We start from the raw sequence: 21,608 nt of genomic DNA, 5'->3' as shown, positions 1-21,608 counted from the left end.
GTCACGCCTTTCCGCTTGCCGGGATCATCATCAGGCCCATCGCGGCGATGCCGAGAGCGACACCGGCCGCCTGTGTGAGGCTCAGCCTTTCACCGAAGACGGCAAAAGCGATGATGTTGACGAGCACGAGTTGCACCACGGCCGAGAGCGAGATCGCAAGGCCAAGGCCGCCATCGCGCATCAGCTTCACCATGATGATGTTGCCGATCATGTAGAGCCCGAGCGCAAGGCCGAGCATGCCGAGATGGTCGTTCGAGACATAGGCGCGAGAGGCCGTCGCGCCCCCGAGGAAGATCGTCGTTGCGAACAGCAGCCAGAGGCCATAGGCGAGGTTCATGCCTGCATCTCCCGGGCTCGCCAGCGATAGAGGATATCCGGCAGTTGCTCTTCGTTGTCGCCATCGGTGCGGCTGACCGCCTGAAAACCCTGGCGCTCGTAGAAGCGCTGGGCTTCACGATTATGTTCGAAGGTCCAGAGACTGAGCTCGTCAGGAGACAGTGCCTTCGCGGCCTCGATCAGTCGGGTGCCAATGCCTGAGCCCCGATGCGATGCATCGATATAGAGCGCGGTGACGTGGTTGTCGGCGGCGAGCGAAAGGAAGCCGGCAATGGTGCCGTCATTTTCCGCCAGCAGCACCGTGCGTTCGGCAAAGACCGTATCGGCGTAGAACCGCTCGACGTCGGCATGATCGTGCACGCGCGGCATCCACGGCGTTGCGTCGATCCAGCGGTTGAGGATGCCGGCGCAGGCGGTCATGTCGCCCCGCTCGGCCCGGCGGATCTCGACGCTATTCGTCATAGCTGTGTCCTGCGCGCAGGCCCTCGCGAACGCGGTGGGCGATTTCCAGAAACTCCGGCGTTTCGCGGATGCCGAGCGGCCGTTCGCGCGGCAGCGGCGACTCGATCACGTCGGTCACCCGACCGGGGCGCGGGCTCATCACCACGATCTTGGTGGAGAGATAGACCGCTTCCGGGATCGAATGGGTGACGAAACAGATCGTCTTGTTGGTGCGGGCCCAGAGCTTCAGCAACTGTTCGTTCAGGTGGTCGCGCACGATCTCGTCCAGCGCGCCGAAGGGCTCGTCCATCAACAGGAGATCGGCGTCGAAGGCGAGCGCTCGGGCGATCGATGCGCGCTGCTGCATGCCGCCGGAGAGCTGCCAGGGATATTTCTTGCCGAAGCCCGAGAGATTGACGAGTTCGAGCGTGCGCTCGATGCGCGCTTTCTTCTCTTCCTTGGAATAGCCCATGATCTCCAGCGGCAGGGCGATGTTGTTCTCGATCGTGCGCCAGGGATAGAGCGCTGCCGCCTGGAACACGTAGCCATAGGCGCGTTGCTTGCGTGCTTCTTCCGGTGTCATGCCGTTGACGCTGATCCTGCCGGAGGTCGCCTTTTCGAGATCGGCGATGACCCTGAGGAACGTCGTCTTGCCGCAGCCGGACGGGCCGATGAAGGAAACGAAATCGCCCTTGGCAACGTCCAGGTTGACGCCGGTCAGCGCATTGACCGGCCCGTCGGCGGTTTCGAAAGTCAGGCAGAGGTCCCGGGCCGAAACCACGGATGCGGTGTTGGACGTCATCGGCAAATACTCATTCTGGCTGGTCTGTGTCAGACTGCTATCCGGACCGGCAACATGCAATCGCGGATTTGGGTGCGAAGCCGTTTGTTGCTGGTTTTTCAGGGAATTCTGGAGAACGTTCATGTCTCGATCATCCAATCCGGGCTGTCGCGTGGTTCGTCCTGAAGGCATCACGGCCGGCCAGCAGGGGCTCAACTATTTTGAGGGCATCGCGGCCGAGACCGTCGGTGCGATCGGGCTCTGCATGCATATCGTCACGATCCCGCCCGGCGCGCGGGCCAAGGCGCACCTGCATGAGAGCCACGAGACGGCGATCTACGTGCTTTCGGGCGAGGCCTGGACCTGGTTCGGCGAGCGGCTGGAGGAATCCGTCGTCGCGCGCGCCGGCGACATGGTCTACATCCCCGCCGGCATGCCGCATCTGCCGGAGAACCGATCGAGCGAAGCCTGCACGGCGGTCATTGCGCGCACGGACCCGAACCAGCGGGAAAGCCTCGTGCTGCTGCCCGAGCTGGACGCGCTCGTGCCCGCCTGACGCAACCCGCGCCGAAGCGCCCCACCGGCCTGGCGGGACATGTCCGGTGGGACAGAGCGGCGCGAAGAAGTGCAGGCCGCGAAACATGAGGCCTCAGACGCCGGTGGCCGGAATGCCGGTGCGCTGGACGGCGCGGGGCGCGGTGACTTCCTTCCAGGTGGAAAGGGCGGAGCTGACCGCCGGGAAGGGATCGCGGCGGACGAATTCGCCGTGGCCTTCGCGGGTCTTGATCGTGCCTTCCTCGATCGCGACGACGCCGCGGGTCAGCGTGTAGCGTGGCAGGCCCTTCACCTCCTTGCCCTCGAAGACGTTGTAATCGATCGCCGATTGCTGGCTCTTGGCGGAGATCGTCTTCGAGCGGTTCGGATCCCAGACAACGAGGTCGGCATCGGCGCCGACGAGGATCGCGCCCTTCTTCGGGTAGATGTTGAGGATCTTGGCGATGTTGGTCGAGGTGACCGCCACGAACTCGTTCATGGTGATGCGGCCGGTATTGACGCCATGGGTCCAGAGCATCGGCATGCGGTCTTCGAGGCCGCCGGTGCCGTTCGGGATCTTGGTAAAGTCGCCGACGCCGAAGCGCTTCTGCTCGGATGTGAAGGCGCAATGGTCGGTCGCCACCACCTGCAGCGAGCCCGAGGCAAGGCCGGCCCAGAGACTGTCCTGGTGCAGCTTGTTGCGGAAGGGCGGCGACATCACGCGGCGGGCCGCATGGTCCCAGTCCTTGTTGAAGTATTCGCTTTCGTCGAGCGTCAGGTGCTGGATCAGCGGCTCGCCGAAGACGCGCATGCCCTTGGCGCGGGCACGGCGGATCGCTTCATGCGCCTGCTCGCAGGAGGTATGCACGATGTAGACGGGGCAGCCCGCCATGTCGGCGATCATGATCGCGCGGTTGGTCGCTTCGCCCTCGACTTCGGCCGGCCGCGAATAGGCATGCGCTTCCGGCCCATTGTTGCCTTCGGCCAGCAGCTTCGCCTGGAGCTGGGCAACGACGTCGCCGTTTTCGGCATGCACGAGCGGCAGCGCGCCGAGTGCTGCGCAGCGCTGGAAGGACGAGAACATCTCGTCGTCATCGACCATCAGCGCGCCCTTGTAGGCCATGAAGTGCTTGAAGGTGTTAATGCCCTTGTCCTTGACGATGGTCTCCATCTCGTTGAAGACCTGCTCGCTCCACCAGGTGATCGCCATGTGGAAGGAATAGTCGCAATTGGCGCGGGTGGACTTGTTGTCCCACATGGTAAGCGCTTCGAGCAGCGACTGGTTGGGCGAGGGGAGCGCGAAATCAACCACCATGGTCGTGCCGCCGGCGAGGGCCGCGCGCGTGCCGCTTTCGAAATCGTCGGAGGAGTAGGTGCCCATGAAGGGCATTTCGAGGTGCGTGTGCGGGTCGATGCCGCCGGGCATGACATAGCAGCCGCTCGCATCCAGCGTTTCGTCACCCGAGAGGTTCGGCCCGATCTCGACGACCCTGCCGCCCTCGACCTTGACGTCGGCCTTGTAGGTCAGGTCGGCCGTGACGATGGTTCCACCCTTGATGACAGTGCTCATGGTTCTTGATCCCCGCGATTGCGCTTCCGGCGCCTACAGCGCCGCCACGAAAAGGGCGGAACTTTCGTCCCGCCCGCAAACTCACTCGACGATTTCGGCCGTTTCGACGACGGCGTGGAAGAGGACGTCAGCGCCGGCGCTGGCCCACTCCCTGGAGATGTCCTCCGCCTCGTTGTGGCTCAAGCCTCCGACGCAGGGGCACATGATCATCGTCGTCGGCGCCACCTTGGCGGCCCAGCAGGCATCGTGGCCGGCGCCCGAGATGATGTCCATATGGCTATAGCCGAGATGTTCGGCGGCGTTGCGCACGGCGCTCACCAGCTTCGGATCGAAGGTTACCGGCTCGAAATGGCCGATCGCCTCGATGGAACAGCCGACACCGAGCGGTTCGGTGATCTTTGGCGCTTCGGCCTCGATCTTGGCTCGCATGCGGTCGAGCTTGGCCTTGTCGGGCGAACGGATATCGACGGTGAAGACCACCTTGCCCGGCAGCACGTTGCGGGAATTGGGAGAGAAGATCACCTGGCCGACACCGCCGACGGCGCCCGGTTGGTTCTCCATGGCGACGCCCTGGACCATTTCCATGATGCGGGCCATGGCAAGGCCGGCATTGACGCGCATGTTCATCGGGGTGGAGCCGGTATGGGCCTCGCGGCCGGTCAGCGTGAATTCCAGCCACCACAGGCCCTGACAGTGGGTGACGACGCCGATATCCTTGCCCTCGGCCTCGAGAATCGGGCCCTGTTCGATGTGGTATTCGAAATAGGCGTGCATCCTGCGGGCGCCGACCTCCTCATCGCCGACCCAGCCGATGCGCTTCAATTCCTCGCCGAAGGTTTTTCCCTCCGGATCCTTGCGGCCGTAGGCGAACTCCTGGGTGTGGACGCCGGCAAAGACGCCGGAGGCAAGCATCGCCGGCGCGAAGCGCGCGCCTTCCTCGTTCGTCCAATTGGTGACGACGACCGGGTGCTTGGTCTTGATGCCGAGGTCGTTCATCGAGCGTACGACTTCGAGGCCGGAAAGCACGCCGAGCACGCCGTCGAACTTGCCGCCGGTCGGCTGCGTGTCGAGATGCGAACCGACATAGACGGGGAGCGCTTCCGGGTCGGTGCCGGGCCGGGTGAAGAACATGTTGCCCATGCTGTCGACGCCCATGGAGAGGCCAGCCTTCTCGCACCAGGACTCGAACAACCGGCGCCCTTCGGCGTCGGCGTCGGTCAGCGTCTGACGGTTGTTGCCGCCGGCGACACCAGGGCCGATCTTGGCCATTTCCATAAGTGAATCCCACAGGCGGTCGGCATTGACGCGCATGTTTTCGCCAGGTGCAGCCACGGCGCTCTCCTCATCTTTTCAGGGCTTTGCCTCGATCGGCGTGCCCTCCTGTTCCCGTGGGTCAAATCCAGGCTTGGTTTTTTCTGGTGCCCTTCGATCAGCCGTTGCCTTTGGCGGCGAACTGGCTGATAATTTGACCGGTTGGTAAACATTACAACTTCCGTTGCGGCACTCAAGCCGGAAAAACAAAAAAACGAAGTTGTTGCCCAAGAAGATGGCGGGACCAGAAATTGGGCAGACCGGTTCCTGCGCGACGTGCGCGCGGGCATCGCCAGGGGGACAGATGGTATTACCGAGAGCGGCGAAGACCCAGAGGCGGACACGAATCCAGGAGGAGAAGGAAGAGCGCATCCTGGAAGCCGCGCTCGAAGTCTTCTCGGCCAACGGTTTCCGCGGCGCGACGGTCGACCAGATCGCCGAAGTCGCGGGCATGTCGAAGCCGAACCTGCTCTATTATTTCCGCACCAAGGAAGCGATGCACCGGGCCCTGATCGACCGGGTGCTCGATACCTGGCTCGACCCCTTGCGCGAGTTCAATGCCGAGGGAAATCCGGTCGCCGAAATCCGCAGCTACATCCGGCGCAAGCTCGAAATGGCGCGCGACTATCCGCGTGAAAGCCGGCTCTTCGCCAACGAGGTGCTGCAGGGCGCGCCGCATATCGAGGACGAACTCAAGGGGCCGTTGAAGGCGCTGGTCGACGAGAAGGCGGAGGTGATCCGCGCCTGGGCCAAGGCCGGCAAGATCGCCAAATGCGACCCCTACCACCTGATCTTCGCGATCTGGTCGACCACCCAGCATTATGCCGACTTCGACGTGCAGGTGCGCGCCGTGCTCGGCCAGGGCAATGCCGGCGAGGGACGGTTCGAAGATGCGGCTCGCTTTCTCGAACGGTTGTTCGTCGACGGGCTGCAGGTGAGCGAGCAGCCGGCGGCCTGAGCCGCTTTCTTATTTTCAATCGGGCAGCAGCGCCATCAACAGCAGGCCGCAGGCGGTGGTGAGTGCGCCGGCGAGAACCGGCAGGCTGGTCCAGCCGTGGCCGAGCAGGCCTTCGAGCAGGATGATGAAGCTCGGCGTCAGATAGCCATAACCGAGCACTTTGGACGCCGGCAGCCGCATCGAGGCGTATTGCAGCAGCAGGAAGGTGATCGCGGTGGTGACCACCGCGAGATAGAGGACGGCGATCCAGACGACCGCAGGCAGGCTTGCAAAGTCCGTGGTGACGAGGCCGACGCCGCCAGGAACCAGCAGCCAGGGCACGGTGAACACCGCAACCCACAAGCCGAAGGCGAAGGGGCTCTCCTCGCGGCCGAACTTACGGATCAGCGGCACATAGACCGCGTGGCAGACGACGCCGACGAAGAAGATCAACTCGCCCCGGCCGATATCGAAGGCAAGGATCGCCTGGATATTGGCACGGAAGATCACCCAGACGGCGCCGAGTGCCGCAATGATGAGGCCGGCAAGCACGCCCGGACGCGTGCGCTGGCCGAGGAGCAGATAGGCGAAGCCGGCGCTCAGCAACGGCATCAGCGTGAAGACCGCGCCTGTCGAAACCGGATTGGTGAATTCCAGCGCCTTGAACATCGTCAGCATGTAGACGGCGATCAGGCCGCCGAGGATGAGGAAGCGCCACCACTGTTTCGGGAAATGGAAAGGCACCCGCGCATAGCCGAAGGTCATCAGCCCCAGCACGACGACGGTGAGCAGGTAGCGCCAGAGCGTCAGCGGGCCGGCGCCCATGTGCTGGGTCGCAAGGCCGCCGAAGGAAAAGGAACCGGCAATCAGAATGGCGAAGGTCAGCATCGCCAGATGTGCCCGGAGCTTCTCGATGCCTTTCGCGTGAACCTGATGAGCCGTTTTCGGGGACACGTCCTGCTTCATTCGAGCTTCCGGGAGGTGTGAGGGCGAGGATCCCAACCTAAGCGTTCGATGGCGCTGGTTGCAAGGCCGCGGAGATGCGAGCGGCGTCCGCGACGATCCAGGTTTCGAGCGTCGCCTGGCGGCCGCGCAGGCTGATGTCCAGCCGTTCGTGTCCTTCGATCACGAGACCCGCGCGGTTGACGAGTTCGGCGGAAACGGCGAGTTGCGCGTCGTGCTCCTTGGCGAGGCCCTCGAGCCGGCTGGCGGTGTTGATCGTATCGCCGACGGCGGTCAGCGAGGTTGCCTGACCGTAGCCGATCTCGCCAATGATGGCGGGGCCGGCATGCAGCCCCATGGCGATGCGCAGCGGCTCGTCGAGTTCGCCGCGGAAGGTCTGGTTGAGCGTCTCGATACCCCTGGATATCCGCACGGCGGCAGCGAGCGACTGCCGGCAGGCCTCGGTGTAGGAACTCTTGAGGCCGAAGATCGCAAGCGCGCCGTCGCCGATGAACTTGTCGACCACCCCGCCGGAATCCTCGATCGCTTCGCCGACCATCTCGAAGTAGCGGTTGAGCAGGAACACGGTGTCGAAGGGCAGCTTGTGTTCGGCAATGCTGGTGAAGCCGCGCAGATCGCAGAACAGCACGGCAATCCGCCGCTCCCGACCTTCGCCGCCCTCGCGCCCGAGCTGCTTCTTGATGCCGAGACTGTCGCTGTCGAGGATCGGCACGACGGTCACGTTGTGCACAGGGCGGAACTGGCAGGCGAGACGGACATTGTCGGGCGCGCCGATCCGGGTCAGCGTCGCAAGCTCGGCGTCCTCAGGGGCAGGCTGGTCTTCCAATCCCTGGATGACGCGCACGCGGCAGGTCGAGCAACGCCCCCGGCCGCCGCAGACCGAGACGTGTGGAATACCTGCGGCGCGGCTCGCTTCGAGCACGCTGAAACCGAGATTGACGGTTGCGACCCGGCCATCGGGATAGCGGACGCGAATGCGGCCGCCCTTCGGCATGGCGCGCAACAGGAAGGTGCCGCCGATCAGCCCGCTGAAGCCGAGATAGAGACCGAGGCGGATATCCTCGAGAAGCGTGAGATCGACTGCCGGCCTCGTGTAGGCCCTGTCGCCGTAGCCGCCATGTTCGGCATAATCGCTCTCGATCGATCGGGCGCCGCTGACGAAGCCGAGCAGCGCGAAGATCGGCACGAGGATTGCGACCGTGTAGAGCAGGATTTCATAGCGCGGGAACCAGGTCCGGCCGCGCATCCAGAACCAGGCGCCGAGGCAGCCATGGCCCCAGACGAGCAGCAGGGCGACCGATTGTCTGGTGGCATTGACCGAGTTCGACCAGAGCAACCGCAGCATGTTCGGATAATCGGCATCGACACCGGTCAGCAGTGGTTCGACGCGCGCGGCGCTGACGTGGCCTATCAGCAGGAAGGGCAGGCAGAGACCGAAGACGATCTTCAGCGCTTCGCGCGCGGGCATCCTCAGCGTCTGGCGGCGATAGATGCTTTCGAGCGCCATGGCGAAATGCAGAAGCAGGGCGCCATAGAGCAGCACCGTGCCGGGCACGCTGTGCCAGATCAGGTTGAAACCCTTGCGCGCGGTCTCCATCGCCTCGATGGAGATCAGGCCGAGCGAATGATTGAAGAAGTGCGCCACCACGAACGAACCGAGTATGGCCCCGGAGACGAGGTGGATTCGCTTGCGTCGGTTGGCCGAAATGATCGTCAAACAGCAGGTCCGGCTCTGCCGGAGTGTCGTCCGGCCGCAGTGTCAAAACCGTCGGAACATGCGCAGTGGTCCCTGATCGAACGCGTCGCGCACTCCGGATGAGAACTCCCTTATTATCCAGATCGCGCGGGCCGACAACTTACCATTTTTACACAATCTGTTTCGTTTTCGTGTCCTGTTCGTTATCGGCGGAGAACGCTATTCAGCGGGATTCGGCTGCCGGAGCCCGACCGGGCCGCCTTCGTGATCGTAGAGGCGGGCGAGGTGGCCGTTGGCTCCGGGATGCCGAACGGCTTTTGGCGGTGGACTTGCGGTGGCAATGCCGGAATGAGTTGCACTCGTTTCGTTGCCGTCATTCCATCATGGCAGGCAAGCGCGCGGCAAGCGTATCGATGAGCAGACGCAGCTTCGGCGGCATGTACTGGGTTTTCGGCCAGACGGCATAGGTGCCGTAGGACAGCGCCGGCGCGTCGGTGAGGATCCGCACCAGCGAGCCGGAGGCGATGCGATTGCCGACGAGCCAGCACGGCAGCCAGGCGATGCCGAAGCCGTCAGCCGCCGCATCGGCGATCGACGTCAGGTCGTCGAGCCGCAGCCGCGCCGGCGGTGTGATGGTCCGCACCTGACCGGCCTTTACCGGAAAGGACCAGGCGAGCGGCTGCCCGCTGCGCCGATAGAGGATCGCCTGATGCGACATCAGGTCATCGATCGTTTTGGGCGTGCCGTTTGCTTCAAGATAGGCCGGAGCGGCGCACACGGTCATGCTCTGGTCGGCAAGCTTGCGCATCATCAATTCCGGTTCGCCAGGCAGTGGACCGGTGCGGATGGCAAGATCGAACCCGTCCTCGACAAGGTCGACGTTGCGATCGCTGAAGTTGAGGTCGAATTCCAGGCGCGGATGCAGCCGCAGCAGTTCCGACAGCAGCGGCATGATGCATTGGCGGCCGAAATGCACGGGCATCGACAGGCGCAGACGGCCCTGGATCTCCTGTTTTCCGGATTCCAGCAGCGCCTCGCCGGCCCGGATCTCGCTGAGCGCCCTCAGGCAGTTTTCATAGAAAAGTTGGCCCTCGTCGGTGAGGCTCTGCGTCCGGGTGGTGCGATGAAACAGGCGAACGCCCAGCCTCTGTTCCAGCTTGGCAACGGTCTTTCCGACCGCCGAACGCGACAGGTTGAGCCTTTCGGCGGCGGCAGAAAACCCGCCGGCGTCGGCCGCTTCCACGAACACCGAGACCCCGTTCAGGTAGCTCATCTTTGTATCCTCTGTGGAACCAATATGGCGAAATCTTATCGCAACTGGAGAGGAAAATTCAACGCTATGATTTCTTCATCAGATCAAACCGATGAAAGGAAAGACCATGGCAAGACTGATGAAGGCGTGGACCATCGACGCGTTCGGCGCTTCGAACCTGAGGGTCACCGAGCGGCGCGTTCCTGAGGCAGGTCCCGGCGAGGTGCTGGTTCGCACGACCGCCCTGTCGCTCAACTACCGCGACAAGCTGGTGCTCGAAAACGGCATGGGCATGCCGCTCGTCTTCCCCTTCGTGCCGGGATCCGACATGACCGGCGTGGTCGAGGCGGTCGGCCGGGGGGTGACCCGCTTCCAGCCCGGCGATCGCGTGATTTCCGTCTTTGATCCCACCTGGATCGACGGTCAGAAACCGGGGACTGCCCGCCATCCGACCTCGTTTGCGCTCGGCGGCCTCAACCCGGGCGTTGCTTCCGAATATGTCGCCTTCCCGAAAGATTGGTTCGTGAAGGCACCCGAGAGCCTCGACGATGGCGAGGCGAGCACCTTGCCCTGCGCCGGGGTGACCGCCTGGTTCGCGCTGGTCGAGAAGGGTCACCTGAAGGCCGGCGATCGCGTCGTGGTGCAGGGGACCGGCGGTGTTTCACTGTTCGGCCTGCAGATCGCCAAGGCCCATGGGGCCGAAGTCATCGTGACCTCGGCCAGTCAGGAGAAGCTCGAGCGCGCCCTCGCTCTCGGCGCCGACCATGGCATTGATCGCGTGAAAGAGGACTGGGCAGAGCGTGTTCTTGGGATCACCGCCGATCACGGCGCCGACCACATCCTCGAGCTTGCCGGCGGCGCCAATCTCGGCAAGTCGCTGCAGGCGGTGGCCGTGCAGGGGCGGATCTCGGTGATCGGCGTGCTCGAAGGCGGCGAGATCTCGGCGCCGGCACCGTTCGTGCTGCTGAAGTCGCCGGTCATTCAGGGCATCGGCGTCGGCCATCGCCGGGCGTTGGAGGATCTGGTCGGCGCCATCGACCGGACGGGCATCAAGCCGGTCATCGATGCCCGCTACCGGTTCGCAGAGTTGCGCGAGGCGCTGGCGCATCTCGACCGTGGGCCGTTCGGAAAGGTGGTCGTCGAGTTCTGACCTCGCAACGGAATACGCCGCCGGATTTTTAGGTCCGGCGGCGCTCGATTGGTTGGACCGAGACCTTACTCGGCCGCCTGGCGGGCCATCGGGTTGTTCGGGTGGGTCGTCCAGTTGGCGTAGTTCGGATCAACCGGCTTGCCGGTGCGCTGGTCGATCGTGCCGGCCGGCAGCTCTTCCATGGTGATGCAGTTCTCGACGGGACAGACGTTGACGCAGAGATTGCAGCCGACGCACTCGTCCTCCATCACCTCGAAGTGGCGCACGCCGTTGACGAACTGGGTGATTGCCTGGTGCGAGGTGTCCTCGCAGGCGATGTGGCAGCGACCGCACTTGATGCAGGCATCCTGGTCGATCTTCGCCTTGGCGACGTAGTTGAGGTTCAGATACTGCCAGTCGGTGACATTCGGAACCGCACGACCGGTGATGTCGTCGAGCGTGCGGTGGCCCTTGGCATCCATCCAGTCGGAGAGGCCGGAGATCATCTCCTGGACGATCTTGAAGCCGTAGGTCATGGCGGCGGTGCAGACCTGGACGTTGCCGGCGCCAAGCACCAGGAATTCGGCCGCGTCGCGCCAGGTGGTGACCCCGCCGATGCCCGAGATCGGCAGGCCGTAGGTTTCCGGATCGCGGGCGATCTCGGCGACCATGTTGAGCGCGATCGGCTTCACCGCCGGGCCGCAATAGCCGCCGTGGGTTCCCTTGCCGCCAACCGTCGGGTTCGGGGCGAAGTTGTCGAGATCGACGGAGACGATCGAGTTGATCGTGTTGATCAGCGACACGGCGTCGGTTCCACCCGCCTTGGCGGCACGTGCGGGCTTGCGGATGTCAGTGATGTTCGGCGTCAGCTTGGTGATGACGGGCATGCGGGTGTACTGCTTGCACCAGCGCACGACCATCTCGATGTACTCTGGCACCTGTCCGACCGCCGAGCCCATGCCGCGCTCGGACATGCCGTGCGGACAGCCGAAGTTGAGTTCGATGCCGTCGGCGCCGGTATCCTCGACGAGCGGCAGGATCGCCTTCCATGCCTCTTCCTCACAGGGCACCATGATCGAGGCGATCAGTGCCCGGTCCGGCCAGTTCATTTTCACCTGCTTCATCTCGCGCAGGTTCACATAGAGGTCGCGGTCGGTGATGAGCTCGATGTTGTTCAAGCCCAGCAGCCGGCGGTCGGCGCCCCAGATCGCGCCGTAGCGCGGTCCGTTGACGTTGACGACGGGCGGTCCTTCCTCGCCGAGCGTCTTCCAGACGACGCCGCCCCAGCCCGCCTTGAAGGCGCGCTCGACGTTATAGGCCTTGTCCGTGGGCGGGGCGGATGCCAGCCAGAACGGGTTCGGGGATTTGATGCCGACGAAGTTGTTGCGAAGATCAGCCATTGGTTTCTCCTCCCGATCCTTAGGCAACTGCGCTCGCGCGCGGCGCGGCCGCGGCGAAGGCCCGGTTGATCGATTCAGCGGCATCGCGGCCCATGGCAACGGCCGAGACCGTCAGGTCTTCGCCGCCCAGCACGCAGTCGCCGCCGGCCCAGACGTTGTCGATCGAGGTTCGCCCTTCGGCATCAGTGACGATACGGCCGCCTTCGAGCTTCAGGGCGCCGAGGCCGCTTCCGAGGAAGCTCTGGCCGATCGCCTTGAAGATCTGGTCGGCGGCAATGATACCGGTTTCGCCCGTCGCCGTCAGCTTTCCGTCTTCGAGCGTCGTGTACTCCAGCTCGATGCCGGCGACCTTGCCGTCCTTCTCGGCAATGCGCTTCGGCTGCAGCCAGTGGCGGATGGTGACGCCCTTGGAGGCGGCCAGATCCTGCTCGAACTCGGAAGCGTTCATGTGCTCCTTGCCGCGACGATAGCAGATCGTCACCTCTTCGGCGCCGAGCAGTTTCGCCTGGACCGCCGCGTCGATCGCGGTCATGCCGCCGCCGAGAACGACGACGCGGCGGCCGACCGGGATATCGGCCTTGGTCTTCGACTGGCGAAGGGCCGCGATGAAATCGACGGCGTCCTCGACGCCCTCCGCATTTTCGCCTTCGAGGCGCAGCGCGTTGACGCCGGCAAGGCCGAGACCGAGGAAGACGGCGTCATATTGTTCCTGAAGTTCGGCGAGGGTGAAATCGCGGCCGAGTGCCTGGCCATTGCGCACCTCGATGCCGCCGATCGACAGCACGTAGTCGACTTCCTTCTGGGCGAAGTCGTCGACCGACTTGTAGGCGGCAATGCCGTATTCATTGAGGCCACCCGATTTCGGGCGGGCGTCGTAGATCACGACGTCGTGGCCCTTGACGGCGAGCCGATGGGCGGCCGCAAGGCCTGCCGGGCCGGCGCCGATGACGGCGACCTTGCGGCCGGAGGAGGCGGCGCGGGTGTAGAACTGCTTGTTCTCCTTCATCGCCACGTCGGTCGCATAGCGCTGCAGGCGGCCGATCTCGACCGGGCGCTCCTCGGCGGTGTTGCGAACGCATGCCTGTTCGCAGAGCGTTTCGGTGGGACAGACGCGGGCGCACATGCCGCCCAGGATGTTCTGGTCGAAGATCGTCTTGGCGGAGCCGATCGGGTTGCCCGTCGATATCTGCCGAATGAACAGCGGGATATCGATGGAGGTGGGACAGGCCGTCATGCACGGTGCATCATGACAGAAGTAACAGCGGTCGGAAGCGACGAGGGCCTCGTGCTTGTCGAGCGGCGGATGGAGGTCGGAGAAATTGCTCTCGTACTCCCCGAGCGGCAGGCGGCCGCCGAGGATCCCAGATTGTGTCGTTCCCATTTTTGGCTCCCAATGTTTTCTCAGGATGATGGAACGGTAACACGCTTTATTTTTTTATCAAACGGTAAAATTTTGAAGTCGAACAACCTCGAAACCCTTGAGATCAGGGCGTTTGAGGAGGCTCGCCGGCCGGTTGTTCCGACGCTTTGTTTGACAGGGTGGGGCAAATAGTGGCAGCAAATCAAGGGGGAAGGAGAACAAGGATATGGCGCGCAGGGGCGAGGCGAACAACAGGCTGGATGATGCTGCCCGCGCGGGCTGGCTGTACTATGTTGCCGGCCGCACCCAGGACGAGATCGCCGCGATCATGGGGATTTCGCGCCAGTCGGCGCAGCGGCTCGTTTCGCTGGCAATGGCGGAGCGCTTGATCAAGGTCAGGCTCGATCACCCGATCGCCGCCTGCCTGGAAGCGGCCGCGGGCCTGCGGGACAAATACGGGCTGAAACAGGTGGAGGTGGTGCCAAGCGATCCCGGTTCGACCTCGACAACCGTCGGCATTGCCGAGGCCGGGGCGGCCGAAATCGAGCGTTGGCTGAAATCGCCGGAGCCGCAGGTGCTGGCGATCGGCACCGGCCGCACGCTGAAGGCGGCGGTCGATCAGTTGCCGCCGATGGAATGTCCGCAGCACCGCATCGTTTCGCTCACCGGCAATATCGGCCTCGACGGTTCGGCCGCCTATTACAACGTCATTTTCAGCATGGCCGATGCGGTCAAGGCGCGGCATTTTCCGATGCCGTTGCCGGTTCTTGCCTCCTCGCCGGAGGAGAGGGAAGTGCTGCACAGCCAGAGCCTGGTGCAGGTGGCGCTGAGGCTCGGGGCAGAAGCCAATGTCGCCTTCGTCGGCGTCGGCGAACTCGGCCCGGATGCACCGCTCTGCCAGGACGGGTTCCTGGCGCAGGACGAAATGGCTGAGCTCACCAAGGCTGGCGCTGCCGGCGAGATCTGCGGCTGGATGTTCGACCATGACGGCGCATTGCTTTCGGGAAGCTTCAACGAGCGCGTCGCGTCGGTGCCGCTTCCATCACGGGACAAGGCATCGGTCATCGGCCTCGCCAAGGGGCGGCGCAAATACGAAGCGCTGAGAGCGGCCGTGAAAGGCGGAATCATCAACGGCCTCATCACCGATGAGGCGACGGCGAGCTATCTACTCAACGCCTGATCGCAATACGAAACGTTTGAAAAGGCCGGCCGATGCGCCGGCCTTTCGCTTTTGCGTAAAGAAAAAATCGGCAATCAAAACAGCCCTCTAATGTTTCTGTGTGCGACGCAGCAACGATTGCGCATTGACATTTTGCCACGAGAGGTGAGTAATTGCTCACGAGCGAGGCAAATGCTCAAATCTTCTGGGAGGAAGTCGATGAACTTGAAAACTTTCCTGCTGGGCACGTGCTCGGCAGTTGCGCTGTCGGGTCTGGCCCAAGCAGAAACCCTGACGATCGCGACCGTGAACAACGGCGACATGATCCGGATGCAGAAGCTGACGGAGGATTTCACGTCCAAGAATCCGGACATTCAACTCGAGTGGGTAACGCTCGAGGAAAACGTGCTGCGCCAACGCGTGACGACCGATATCGCCACCAAGGGCGGCCAGTACGACATCATGACGATCGGCACCTATGAAGTGCCGATCTGGGCGAAACAGGGCTGGCTGCTGCCGCTCGAAAATCTCGGCGCCGACTACGATGTCGACGATCTCCTGCCGGCGATCCGCTCCGGTCTCACCATCGACGGCAAGCTCTATGCCGCGCCGTTCTACGGCGAAAGCTCGATGGTGATGTATCGCAAGGACCTGTTCGAGAAGGCGGGGCTGACGATGCCCGACGCGCCGACCTGGGACTTCATCGCGGACGCCGCGCGCAAGATCACCGACAAAGGCAACGAGGTCTACGGCATCTGCCTGCGCGGCAAGGCAGGCTGGGGCGAGAACATGGCCTTCCTGACGGCGACCGCGAACGCCTTCGGCGCTCGCTGGTTCGACGAGAACTGGAAGCCGCAGTTCGACCAGCCGGAATGGAAGAACGCGCTCGACTTCTACGTCAAGCTGATGAACGACGCTGGCCCGCCCGGCGCTTCCTCCAACGGCTTCAACGAGAACCTGTCGCTGTTCCAGACCGGCAAGTGCGGGATGTGGATCGATGCGACGGTGGCCGCGTCCTTCGTCACCAACCCGAAGGAATCGACGGTTGCCGACAAGGTCGGCTTCGCGCTCGCTCCGGACACTGGGCTCGGCAAGCGCGGCAACTGGCTCTGGGCCTGGAACCTCGCAATCCCCGCAGGCTCGCAGAAGGCCGCTTCGGCCGAGAAGTTCATCGCCTGGGCAACCGGCAAGGACTATCTGAAGCTGGTCGCTGAAAAGGAAGGCTGGGCAAACGTTCCTCCGGGCACGCGCACCTCGCTCTACGCAAACCCCGAGTACCAGAAGGCGGCGCCGTTCGCGAAGATGACGCTCGACTCGATCAACGCGGCTGACCCGAAGAACCCGGCTGTGAAGCCCGTTCCCTATGTCGGCGTGCAGTTCGTGGCGATCCCGGAATTCCAGGGTCTCGGCACGGCGGTCGGCCAGCAGTTCTCGGCAGCGCTTGCCGGGCAGATGAGCGTCGACCAGGCGCTTGCCAGTGCCCAGCAGCTCACCGAGCGTGAGATGACGAAGGCCGGCTACATCAAATAGGGCTCCCAAGGGCCCGGGGTGCTGGCCGCAAATGGCCGGCGCCCCGGTAATTCTCCTTCAGGTCTGTGCCTGGAGGCAGGCGCCTGACAAGCCCGCGCCTGGTCCGAGCTCTCGAAACAGCGTTGAATTCCATCATTGGGGGACGCCATGGCGACCTTGCACACCCGCTCCGCCGCGCGGCTGATGATCGCGCCCTCGGTGCTTCTGCTTCTGGCCTGGATGATCGTTCCCCTGGCCTTGACCATCTATTTCTCGTTCCTGCGCTACAATCTGTTGATGCCGGGAATGGAAGAGTTCGCCGGCTTCTCGAACTACAGCTACTTCCTCACCGATCCCGCCTTCTTCCAGGCGATTTTCAACACGCTCGCGATCGTGCTCGGCGTGCTGTTCATCACCGTGATCGGCGGCATCGCGCTGGCGCTGCTGCTCGACCAGCCGATGTTCGGGCAGGGGATCGTGCGCATCCTTGTCATCGCACCCTTCCTGATCATGCCGACGGTGGCGGCGCTCGTCTGGAAGAACATGTTCATGAACCCGGTCAATGGGCTCTTTGCCTGGGTTGCCAAGCTTTTCGGGCTGCAGCCATTCGACTTCCTCGCCAACGCGCCGCTGCTGTCGGTGATCCTCATCGTCGCCTGGCAATGGCTGCCCTTTGCGACGCTGATCCTGCTGACGGCGCTGCAGTCGCTCGACGAGGAGCAGAAGGAAGCGGCGCAGATGGACGGCGCCGGCGCCTGGAGCCGTTTCATCTATCTGGTGCTGCCGCATCTTTCCCGCGCGATCACGGTCGTCATCCTCATCCAGACGATCTTCCTGCTTTCGGTCTTCGCCGAAATCCTGGTGACCACCAATGGCGGGCCGGGCACGCAAAGCACCAACCTGACATTCCTCGTCTATGCGCAGGCACTGCTGCAGTTCGACGTGGGCGGTGCCTCCGCCGGCGGCATCATCGCAGTCATCCTCGCCAACATCGTCGCATTCTTCCTGATGCGCATGATCGGCAAGACGCTGGAGGCTTGAGAACCATGGCACGCAACGTCTCAACCCGACGCAAGGTGGTCGTCACGGTCGTGGCCTGGACGATCGGGATCCTGATCTTCTTCCCGATCCTCTGGACGTTCCTGACGAGTTTCAAGAGCGAGGCCGAAGCGATCGCTTCGCCGCCGTCCTTGCTGTTCTTCGACTGGACGACGGAAAATTACTTCGAGGTGCAGAGCCGCTCGAATTATTTCCGCCACTTCATGAACTCGGTCGTCGTCTCCTTCGGGTCGACGCTGATCGGCCTCGTCATCGCCATTCCGTCCGCCTGGGCGATGGCGTTCTCGCCGACCAAGCGCACCAAGGACGTCCTGATGTGGATGCTCTCCACCAAGATGATGCCGTCGGTCGGCGTGCTGGTGCCGATGTATCTGATGTTCCGCAACACCGGCCTGCTCGACACCCGCACCGGCTTGGTGATCGTGCTGACGCTGATCAACCTGCCGATCATCATCTGGATGCTCTACACCTACTTCAAGGAGATTCCGGGCGAGATCCTGGAGGCCGCGCGCATGGACGGCGCCTCGCTCTCCAAGGAGATCATCTACGTGCTGACGCCGATGGCGATTCCAGGCATCGCCTCGACGCTGCTACTCAACATCATCCTCGCCTGGAACGAGGCGTTCTGGACGCTGAACCTCAGCGCCGCGAAAGCCGCGCCGCTGACGGCCTTCATCGCCTCCTATTCGAGCCCCGAAGGCCTGTTCTACGCCAAGCTCTCGGCCGCCTCGACCATGGCGATCGCCCCCATCCTCATACTCGGCTGGTTCTCGCAGAAGCAGCTCGTACGCGGCCTCACCTTCGGCGCGGTCAAATAAGGGATACGACAATGGGAAGCATTACACTCAGCAAGGTTTCGAAGGTTTTCGGCGCCCATGCCGTCATCCCCTCGATCGACCTCGACATCAACAATGGCGAGTTCGTCGTCTTCGTCGGGCCGTCCGGATGCGGAAAGTCGACGCTGCTCAGGCTGATCGCCGGCCTGGAAGACGTCAGTGACGGCGACATCGTCATCGACGGCAAAAACGCCACCGAACTGCCGCCGGCCCAGAGGGGTCTCTCGATGGTGTTCCAGTCCTATGCGCTCTATCCGCATATGAGCGTGCGCTCGAATATCGCCTTTCCCCTGAAGATGGCGGGCGAGGACAAGGCCGTCATCGACAAGAAGGTGGCGGATGCCGCCCGCGTGCTCAACCTCACTGATTATCTCGACCGCAAGCCGCGCCAGCTTTCCGGCGGCCAGCGCCAGCGTGTCGCGATCGGCCGGGCGATCGTGCGCCAGCCGAAGGCCTTTCTGTTCGACGAGCCGCTGTCGAACCTCGATGCGGCGCTGCGCGTCAACATGCGGCTGGAAATCAGCCAGCTGCACCAGGATCTGAAGACGACGATGATCTACGTCACCCACGACCAGGTGGAGGCCATGACCATGGCCGACAAGATCGTGGTGCTGAATCGCGGTCGCATCGAACAGGTCGGTTCGCCGCTCGAGCTCTATCACAAGCCGGACAACCTGTTCGTCGCCGGCTTCATCGGCTCGCCGCGCATGAACTTCGTAAACGGTGCCGCAGCGGCCGCCCATCAGGCGCACACGATGGGCATCCGCCCCGAACACCTGGCGCTTTCCAAGGACAGCGGCGCCTGGCAGGGCACGGTCGGTGTTGCCGAACACCTCGGCTCCGATACGTTCCTGCATGTCAATGTCGACGGCATCGGCACGGTGACGGCGCGGGTCAGCGGCGATTTCGCCGTGACCCATGGCGATCGCGTGTTCCTGACGCCGGATCCGCAGCGCGTCCACAGATTCGACGACAAGGGGCTGGCAATCCGATGAGACGGCTCGAAGGAAAGAGGGCGCTGATCACCGGGTCTGCGCGGGGGATCGGCCGTGCCTTCGCCGAGGCCTATGTCCGCGAAGGTGCGACGGTCGCGATCGCCGACATCAACATCGATCGGGCGCGGCAGACGGCCTCCGAGATCGGTGCGGGCGCTTACGCGGTCGAGATGGACGTGACACAGCAGGCATCGATCGATGCGGCGATCGCAGCGGTCGTCAGCCAAACCGGCGGGCTCGACATCCTCGTCAACAATGCCGCACTCTTCGACCTCGCGCCGATCGTCGAGATCACCCGCGAAAGCTATGACCGGCTGTTTTCGATCAATGTCGCCGGCACCTTGTTCACCCTGCAGGCGGCGGCAAAGCAGATGATCGCGCAAGGCCGGGGCGGCAAGATCATCAACATGGCGAGCCAGGCGGGACGCCGCGGCGAAGCGCTGGTCGCGATCTATTGCGCCACGAAGGCGGCGGTCATCAGCCTTACCCAGTCGGCCGGACTCAACCTCATCAAGCATCGCATCAACGTCAACGCGATCGCGCCCGGCGTGGTCGATGGCGAGCACTGGGACGGTGTCGATGCGCTGTTTGCCAAATACGAGAACCGCCCGCTCGGCGAAAAGAAGAGACTGGTCGGCGCCGCGGTGCCCTTCGGCCGGATGGGAACGGCCGAGGACCTGACCGGAATGGCGATCTTCCTCGCCTCGGCGGAGAGCGACTACGTCGTCTCGCAGACCTACAACGTCGACGGCGGCAACTGGATGAGCTGAGCCTGTGCACGCAGGCAAGGCCTCGAAAGGATACGAGACCATGACGACCAAACTCTCACTTGCCGCCCTCGACACGATCAAGGCCAAGACCGGCGTGCCGAACTACGACCGGTCGCAACTGACGGCGGGTATCGTGCATTTCGGCGTCGGCAACTTCCACAGGGCGCACCAGGCCGTCTATCTCGATGATCTCTTCAATGCCGGACACGATCTGGACTGGGCCATCATCGGTGCCGGGGTTCTTCCTTCCGATGCAACGATGCGCGCCAAGCTTGCGGCGCAGGATTTCCTGACGACCGTGGTGGAGCAGGACAACAACCGCACCGGGGCTCATGTCACCGGCGCGATGATCGACTATCTCGAGCCCGGCGACATCCGGGCGATCGTTGCGAAGCTCACCGATCCGGCGATCCGCATCGTGTCGCTGACCATCACCGAAGGCGGCTATTTCATCGATCCGGCCTCGGGCGTGTTCAACCCGACCCATCCATCCATCGTTGCCGACGCGCAGAGTCCGGCGGCCCCGAAAACGGTGTTCGGGCTGATTGTTGCCGGGCTGAAAGCGCGCAGGGACAAGAACGTTCCGCCCTTCACCGTGATGTCCTGCGACAATATTCCGGGCAATGGCGAGGTCACGCATGCGGCGGTCGCGGGGCTCGCGCGGCTCTTCGACCCGGCCTTCGCCGATTGGATCGACGCCAATGTCGCTTTCCCGAACGGTATGGTCGACCGGATCACGCCGGCGACCGGCGCTCGCGAGATCGGCATCGTTGCCGATGAATACGGCATCGAAGATGCCTGGCCGGTGTTCTGCGAGGAATTCAAGCAATGGGTGCTGGAGGATCATTTCCCACTCGGCCGCCCGGCGCTGGAGAAGGTGGGCGTCCAGTTCGTGCCTGACGTGGCGCCCTACGAGCACATGAAGATCCGCATCCTCAACGGCGGTCATGCGGCGATCGCCTATCCAGCCGCCTTGCTCGATATCCATTTCGTGCATGAGGCGATGGAGGAACCGCTGATCCGCGCCTTCCTTGCCAAGCTCGAACATGACGAGATCATCCCTGTCATCCCGCCGGTGCCGAACACCGATCTCGGTGACTATTACAGGCTGATCGAGACACGCTTCTCCAATCCCAAGATCGGCGACACGATCCCGCGCCTGGCGCAGGACGGCTCCAACCGGCAGCCGAAATTCATCCTGCCTTCGACCGCCGACCGGCTGGAGCGCGGCGAGGATGTCGTGGGCCTCTCGCTCGTTTCGGCGCTGTGGTGCCGCTATTTCGCCGGCACGTCGGATAGCGGCAAGGCGATCGTCTTCAATGACCAGAGTGCCGACCGGCTGAACAAGGCAGCACTTGCCGCCAAGGACGATCCGATGGCCTTCCTGGCGCTCGGCGACATCTTCGGCGATGTCGCGCGCTCCGATCTCTTCCGCCGCCGCTTCGCTCATGCATTGAAAACCCTCTGGGAAAAGGGTACGCGCGCTACGCTCCAGCTTTATCTGGACGACAAGCTTACCGCATAATTTCCTGGATCGGATTCGATGCAGGGATGAATTATGCGCCAATTC

20 protein-coding genes are annotated in these 21,608 nt (G+C 63.5%); 10 read left to right on the top strand and 10 right to left on the bottom strand.

Going from position 1 to position 21,608, the window contains the following annotated elements; translation table 11 throughout:
• Position 1 precedes the first annotated feature (1 nt).
• The 3 genes from BHMPCIPO_RS15505 to BHMPCIPO_RS15495 are packed head-to-tail and all read right to left on the bottom strand — an operon-like array spanning position 2 to position 1,579.
• Positions 2–337, bottom strand: coding sequence for a hypothetical protein (locus BHMPCIPO_RS15505; protein ID WP_173517585.1), 336 nt, complete (start codon positions 335–337; stop codon positions 2–4).
• Positions 334–798, bottom strand: a complete 465-nt coding sequence (locus tag BHMPCIPO_RS15500; protein ID WP_173517584.1) for a GNAT family N-acetyltransferase — start codon at positions 796–798, stop codon at positions 334–336. Before BHMPCIPO_RS15500 ends, BHMPCIPO_RS15505 begins: the two co-directional genes overlap by 4 nt.
• Positions 788–1,579: an ABC transporter ATP-binding protein gene (locus tag BHMPCIPO_RS15495; RefSeq protein ID WP_173517583.1), complete on the bottom strand. Its 792-nt coding sequence runs from the start codon at positions 1,577–1,579 to the stop codon at positions 788–790. Before BHMPCIPO_RS15495 ends, BHMPCIPO_RS15500 begins: the two co-directional genes overlap by 11 nt.
• Positions 1,580–1,700: 121 nt before the next feature.
• Here BHMPCIPO_RS15495 and BHMPCIPO_RS15490 point away from each other — a divergent pair, with 121 nt between their 5' ends.
• Positions 1,701–2,114 (top strand): cupin domain-containing protein, encoded by a 414-nt coding sequence (locus BHMPCIPO_RS15490; protein WP_173517582.1) that lies wholly within the window; start codon positions 1,701–1,703, stop codon positions 2,112–2,114.
• Between the two features lie 93 nt (positions 2,115–2,207).
• On the opposite strand, the gene hydA is transcribed toward BHMPCIPO_RS15490, so the two are convergent.
• Positions 2,208–3,662: a dihydropyrimidinase gene (gene hydA / locus BHMPCIPO_RS15485; RefSeq protein ID WP_173517581.1), complete on the bottom strand. Its 1,455-nt coding sequence runs from the start codon at positions 3,660–3,662 to the stop codon at positions 2,208–2,210.
• Positions 3,663–3,743: 81 nt separating this feature from the next.
• The gene (locus tag BHMPCIPO_RS15480) at positions 3,744–4,994 is read right to left on the bottom strand and encodes a Zn-dependent hydrolase (protein WP_173517580.1); all 1,251 of its coding nucleotides are present in this window, start codon (positions 4,992–4,994) and stop codon (positions 3,744–3,746) included.
• 283 nt (positions 4,995–5,277) lie between these two features.
• Here BHMPCIPO_RS15480 and rutR point away from each other — a divergent pair, with 283 nt between their 5' ends.
• Positions 5,278–5,931, top strand: coding sequence for an HTH-type transcriptional regulator RutR (gene rutR, locus BHMPCIPO_RS15475; RefSeq protein WP_173517579.1), 654 nt, complete (start codon positions 5,278–5,280; stop codon positions 5,929–5,931).
• A 15-nt stretch (positions 5,932–5,946) separates the two neighbouring features.
• Here the strand turns inward: rutR and BHMPCIPO_RS15470 are convergent, their stop codons facing one another.
• From BHMPCIPO_RS15470 to BHMPCIPO_RS15460, 3 genes are all read right to left on the bottom strand, one after another.
• A complete protein-coding gene (locus tag BHMPCIPO_RS15470; protein WP_246304327.1) occupies positions 5,947–6,876 on the bottom strand; it encodes a DMT family transporter in 930 nt (309 codons plus the stop codon).
• Between the two features lie 37 nt (positions 6,877–6,913).
• Entirely contained in the window at positions 6,914–8,590 is a 1,677-nt protein-coding gene (locus BHMPCIPO_RS15465) for an adenylate/guanylate cyclase domain-containing protein (protein ID WP_173517578.1), read from the bottom strand.
• Positions 8,591–8,942: 352 nt separating this feature from the next.
• A complete protein-coding gene (locus BHMPCIPO_RS15460) occupies positions 8,943–9,842 on the bottom strand; it encodes a LysR family transcriptional regulator (protein ID WP_173517577.1) in 900 nt (299 codons plus the stop codon).
• Positions 9,843–9,948: 106 nt separating this feature from the next.
• On the opposite strand from BHMPCIPO_RS15460, the gene BHMPCIPO_RS15455 reads away from it, so the two are divergent.
• Complete coding sequence (locus tag BHMPCIPO_RS15455) at positions 9,949–10,971, top strand: zinc-dependent alcohol dehydrogenase family protein (RefSeq protein ID WP_173517576.1); 1,023 nt, start codon at positions 9,949–9,951, stop codon at positions 10,969–10,971.
• 65 nt (positions 10,972–11,036) lie between these two features.
• Here the strand turns inward: BHMPCIPO_RS15455 and preA are convergent, their stop codons facing one another.
• Together preA and BHMPCIPO_RS15445 are read right to left on the bottom strand one after the other, a co-directional pair.
• Positions 11,037–12,350 (bottom strand): NAD-dependent dihydropyrimidine dehydrogenase subunit PreA, encoded by a 1,314-nt coding sequence (preA, locus tag BHMPCIPO_RS15450; RefSeq protein WP_173517575.1) that lies wholly within the window; start codon positions 12,348–12,350, stop codon positions 11,037–11,039.
• Positions 12,351–12,369: 19 nt separating this feature from the next.
• Positions 12,370–13,731: an NAD(P)-dependent oxidoreductase gene (locus BHMPCIPO_RS15445; protein ID WP_173517574.1), complete on the bottom strand. Its 1,362-nt coding sequence runs from the start codon at positions 13,729–13,731 to the stop codon at positions 12,370–12,372.
• A 205-nt stretch (positions 13,732–13,936) separates the two neighbouring features.
• On the opposite strand from BHMPCIPO_RS15445, the gene BHMPCIPO_RS15440 reads away from it, so the two are divergent.
• The 7 genes from BHMPCIPO_RS15440 (at position 13,937) to BHMPCIPO_RS15410 (ending at position 21,563) form a co-directional block, all read left to right on the top strand.
• Complete coding sequence (locus tag BHMPCIPO_RS15440; RefSeq protein ID WP_173517573.1) at positions 13,937–14,890, top strand: sugar-binding transcriptional regulator; 954 nt, start codon at positions 13,937–13,939, stop codon at positions 14,888–14,890.
• Between the two features lie 198 nt (positions 14,891–15,088).
• Entirely contained in the window at positions 15,089–16,399 is a 1,311-nt protein-coding gene (locus tag BHMPCIPO_RS15435; RefSeq protein WP_173517572.1) for an ABC transporter substrate-binding protein, read from the top strand.
• 147 nt (positions 16,400–16,546) lie between these two features.
• The gene (locus BHMPCIPO_RS15430; protein WP_173517571.1) at positions 16,547–17,419 is read left to right on the top strand and encodes a carbohydrate ABC transporter permease; all 873 of its coding nucleotides are present in this window, start codon (positions 16,547–16,549) and stop codon (positions 17,417–17,419) included.
• 5 nt (positions 17,420–17,424) lie between these two features.
• Positions 17,425–18,255: a carbohydrate ABC transporter permease gene (locus tag BHMPCIPO_RS15425; protein ID WP_173517570.1), complete on the top strand. Its 831-nt coding sequence runs from the start codon at positions 17,425–17,427 to the stop codon at positions 18,253–18,255.
• An 11-nt stretch (positions 18,256–18,266) separates the two neighbouring features.
• Complete coding sequence (locus BHMPCIPO_RS15420; protein WP_173517569.1) at positions 18,267–19,268, top strand: ABC transporter ATP-binding protein; 1,002 nt, start codon at positions 18,267–18,269, stop codon at positions 19,266–19,268.
• Positions 19,265–20,038: an L-iditol 2-dehydrogenase gene (locus BHMPCIPO_RS15415; RefSeq protein ID WP_173517568.1), complete on the top strand. Its 774-nt coding sequence runs from the start codon at positions 19,265–19,267 to the stop codon at positions 20,036–20,038. The genes BHMPCIPO_RS15420 and BHMPCIPO_RS15415 overlap by 4 nt, the downstream gene beginning before the upstream one ends.
• Before the next feature lie 40 nt (positions 20,039–20,078).
• Positions 20,079–21,563 carry a mannitol dehydrogenase family protein gene (locus tag BHMPCIPO_RS15410; protein ID WP_173517567.1) on the top strand — a complete coding sequence of 495 codons (1,485 nt, stop codon included), beginning with the start codon at positions 20,079–20,081 and terminating at the stop codon, positions 21,561–21,563.
• Positions 21,564–21,608: the final 45 nt, after the last annotated feature.

The organism is Ensifer sesbaniae (assembly GCF_013283665.1).
GTDB classification, from domain to species: Bacteria; Pseudomonadota; Alphaproteobacteria; order Rhizobiales; family Rhizobiaceae; genus Ensifer; species Ensifer sesbaniae.
The sequence above is the reverse complement of the archived record's forward strand: the minus strand, read 5'-3'. Positions and strand labels throughout refer to the sequence as shown.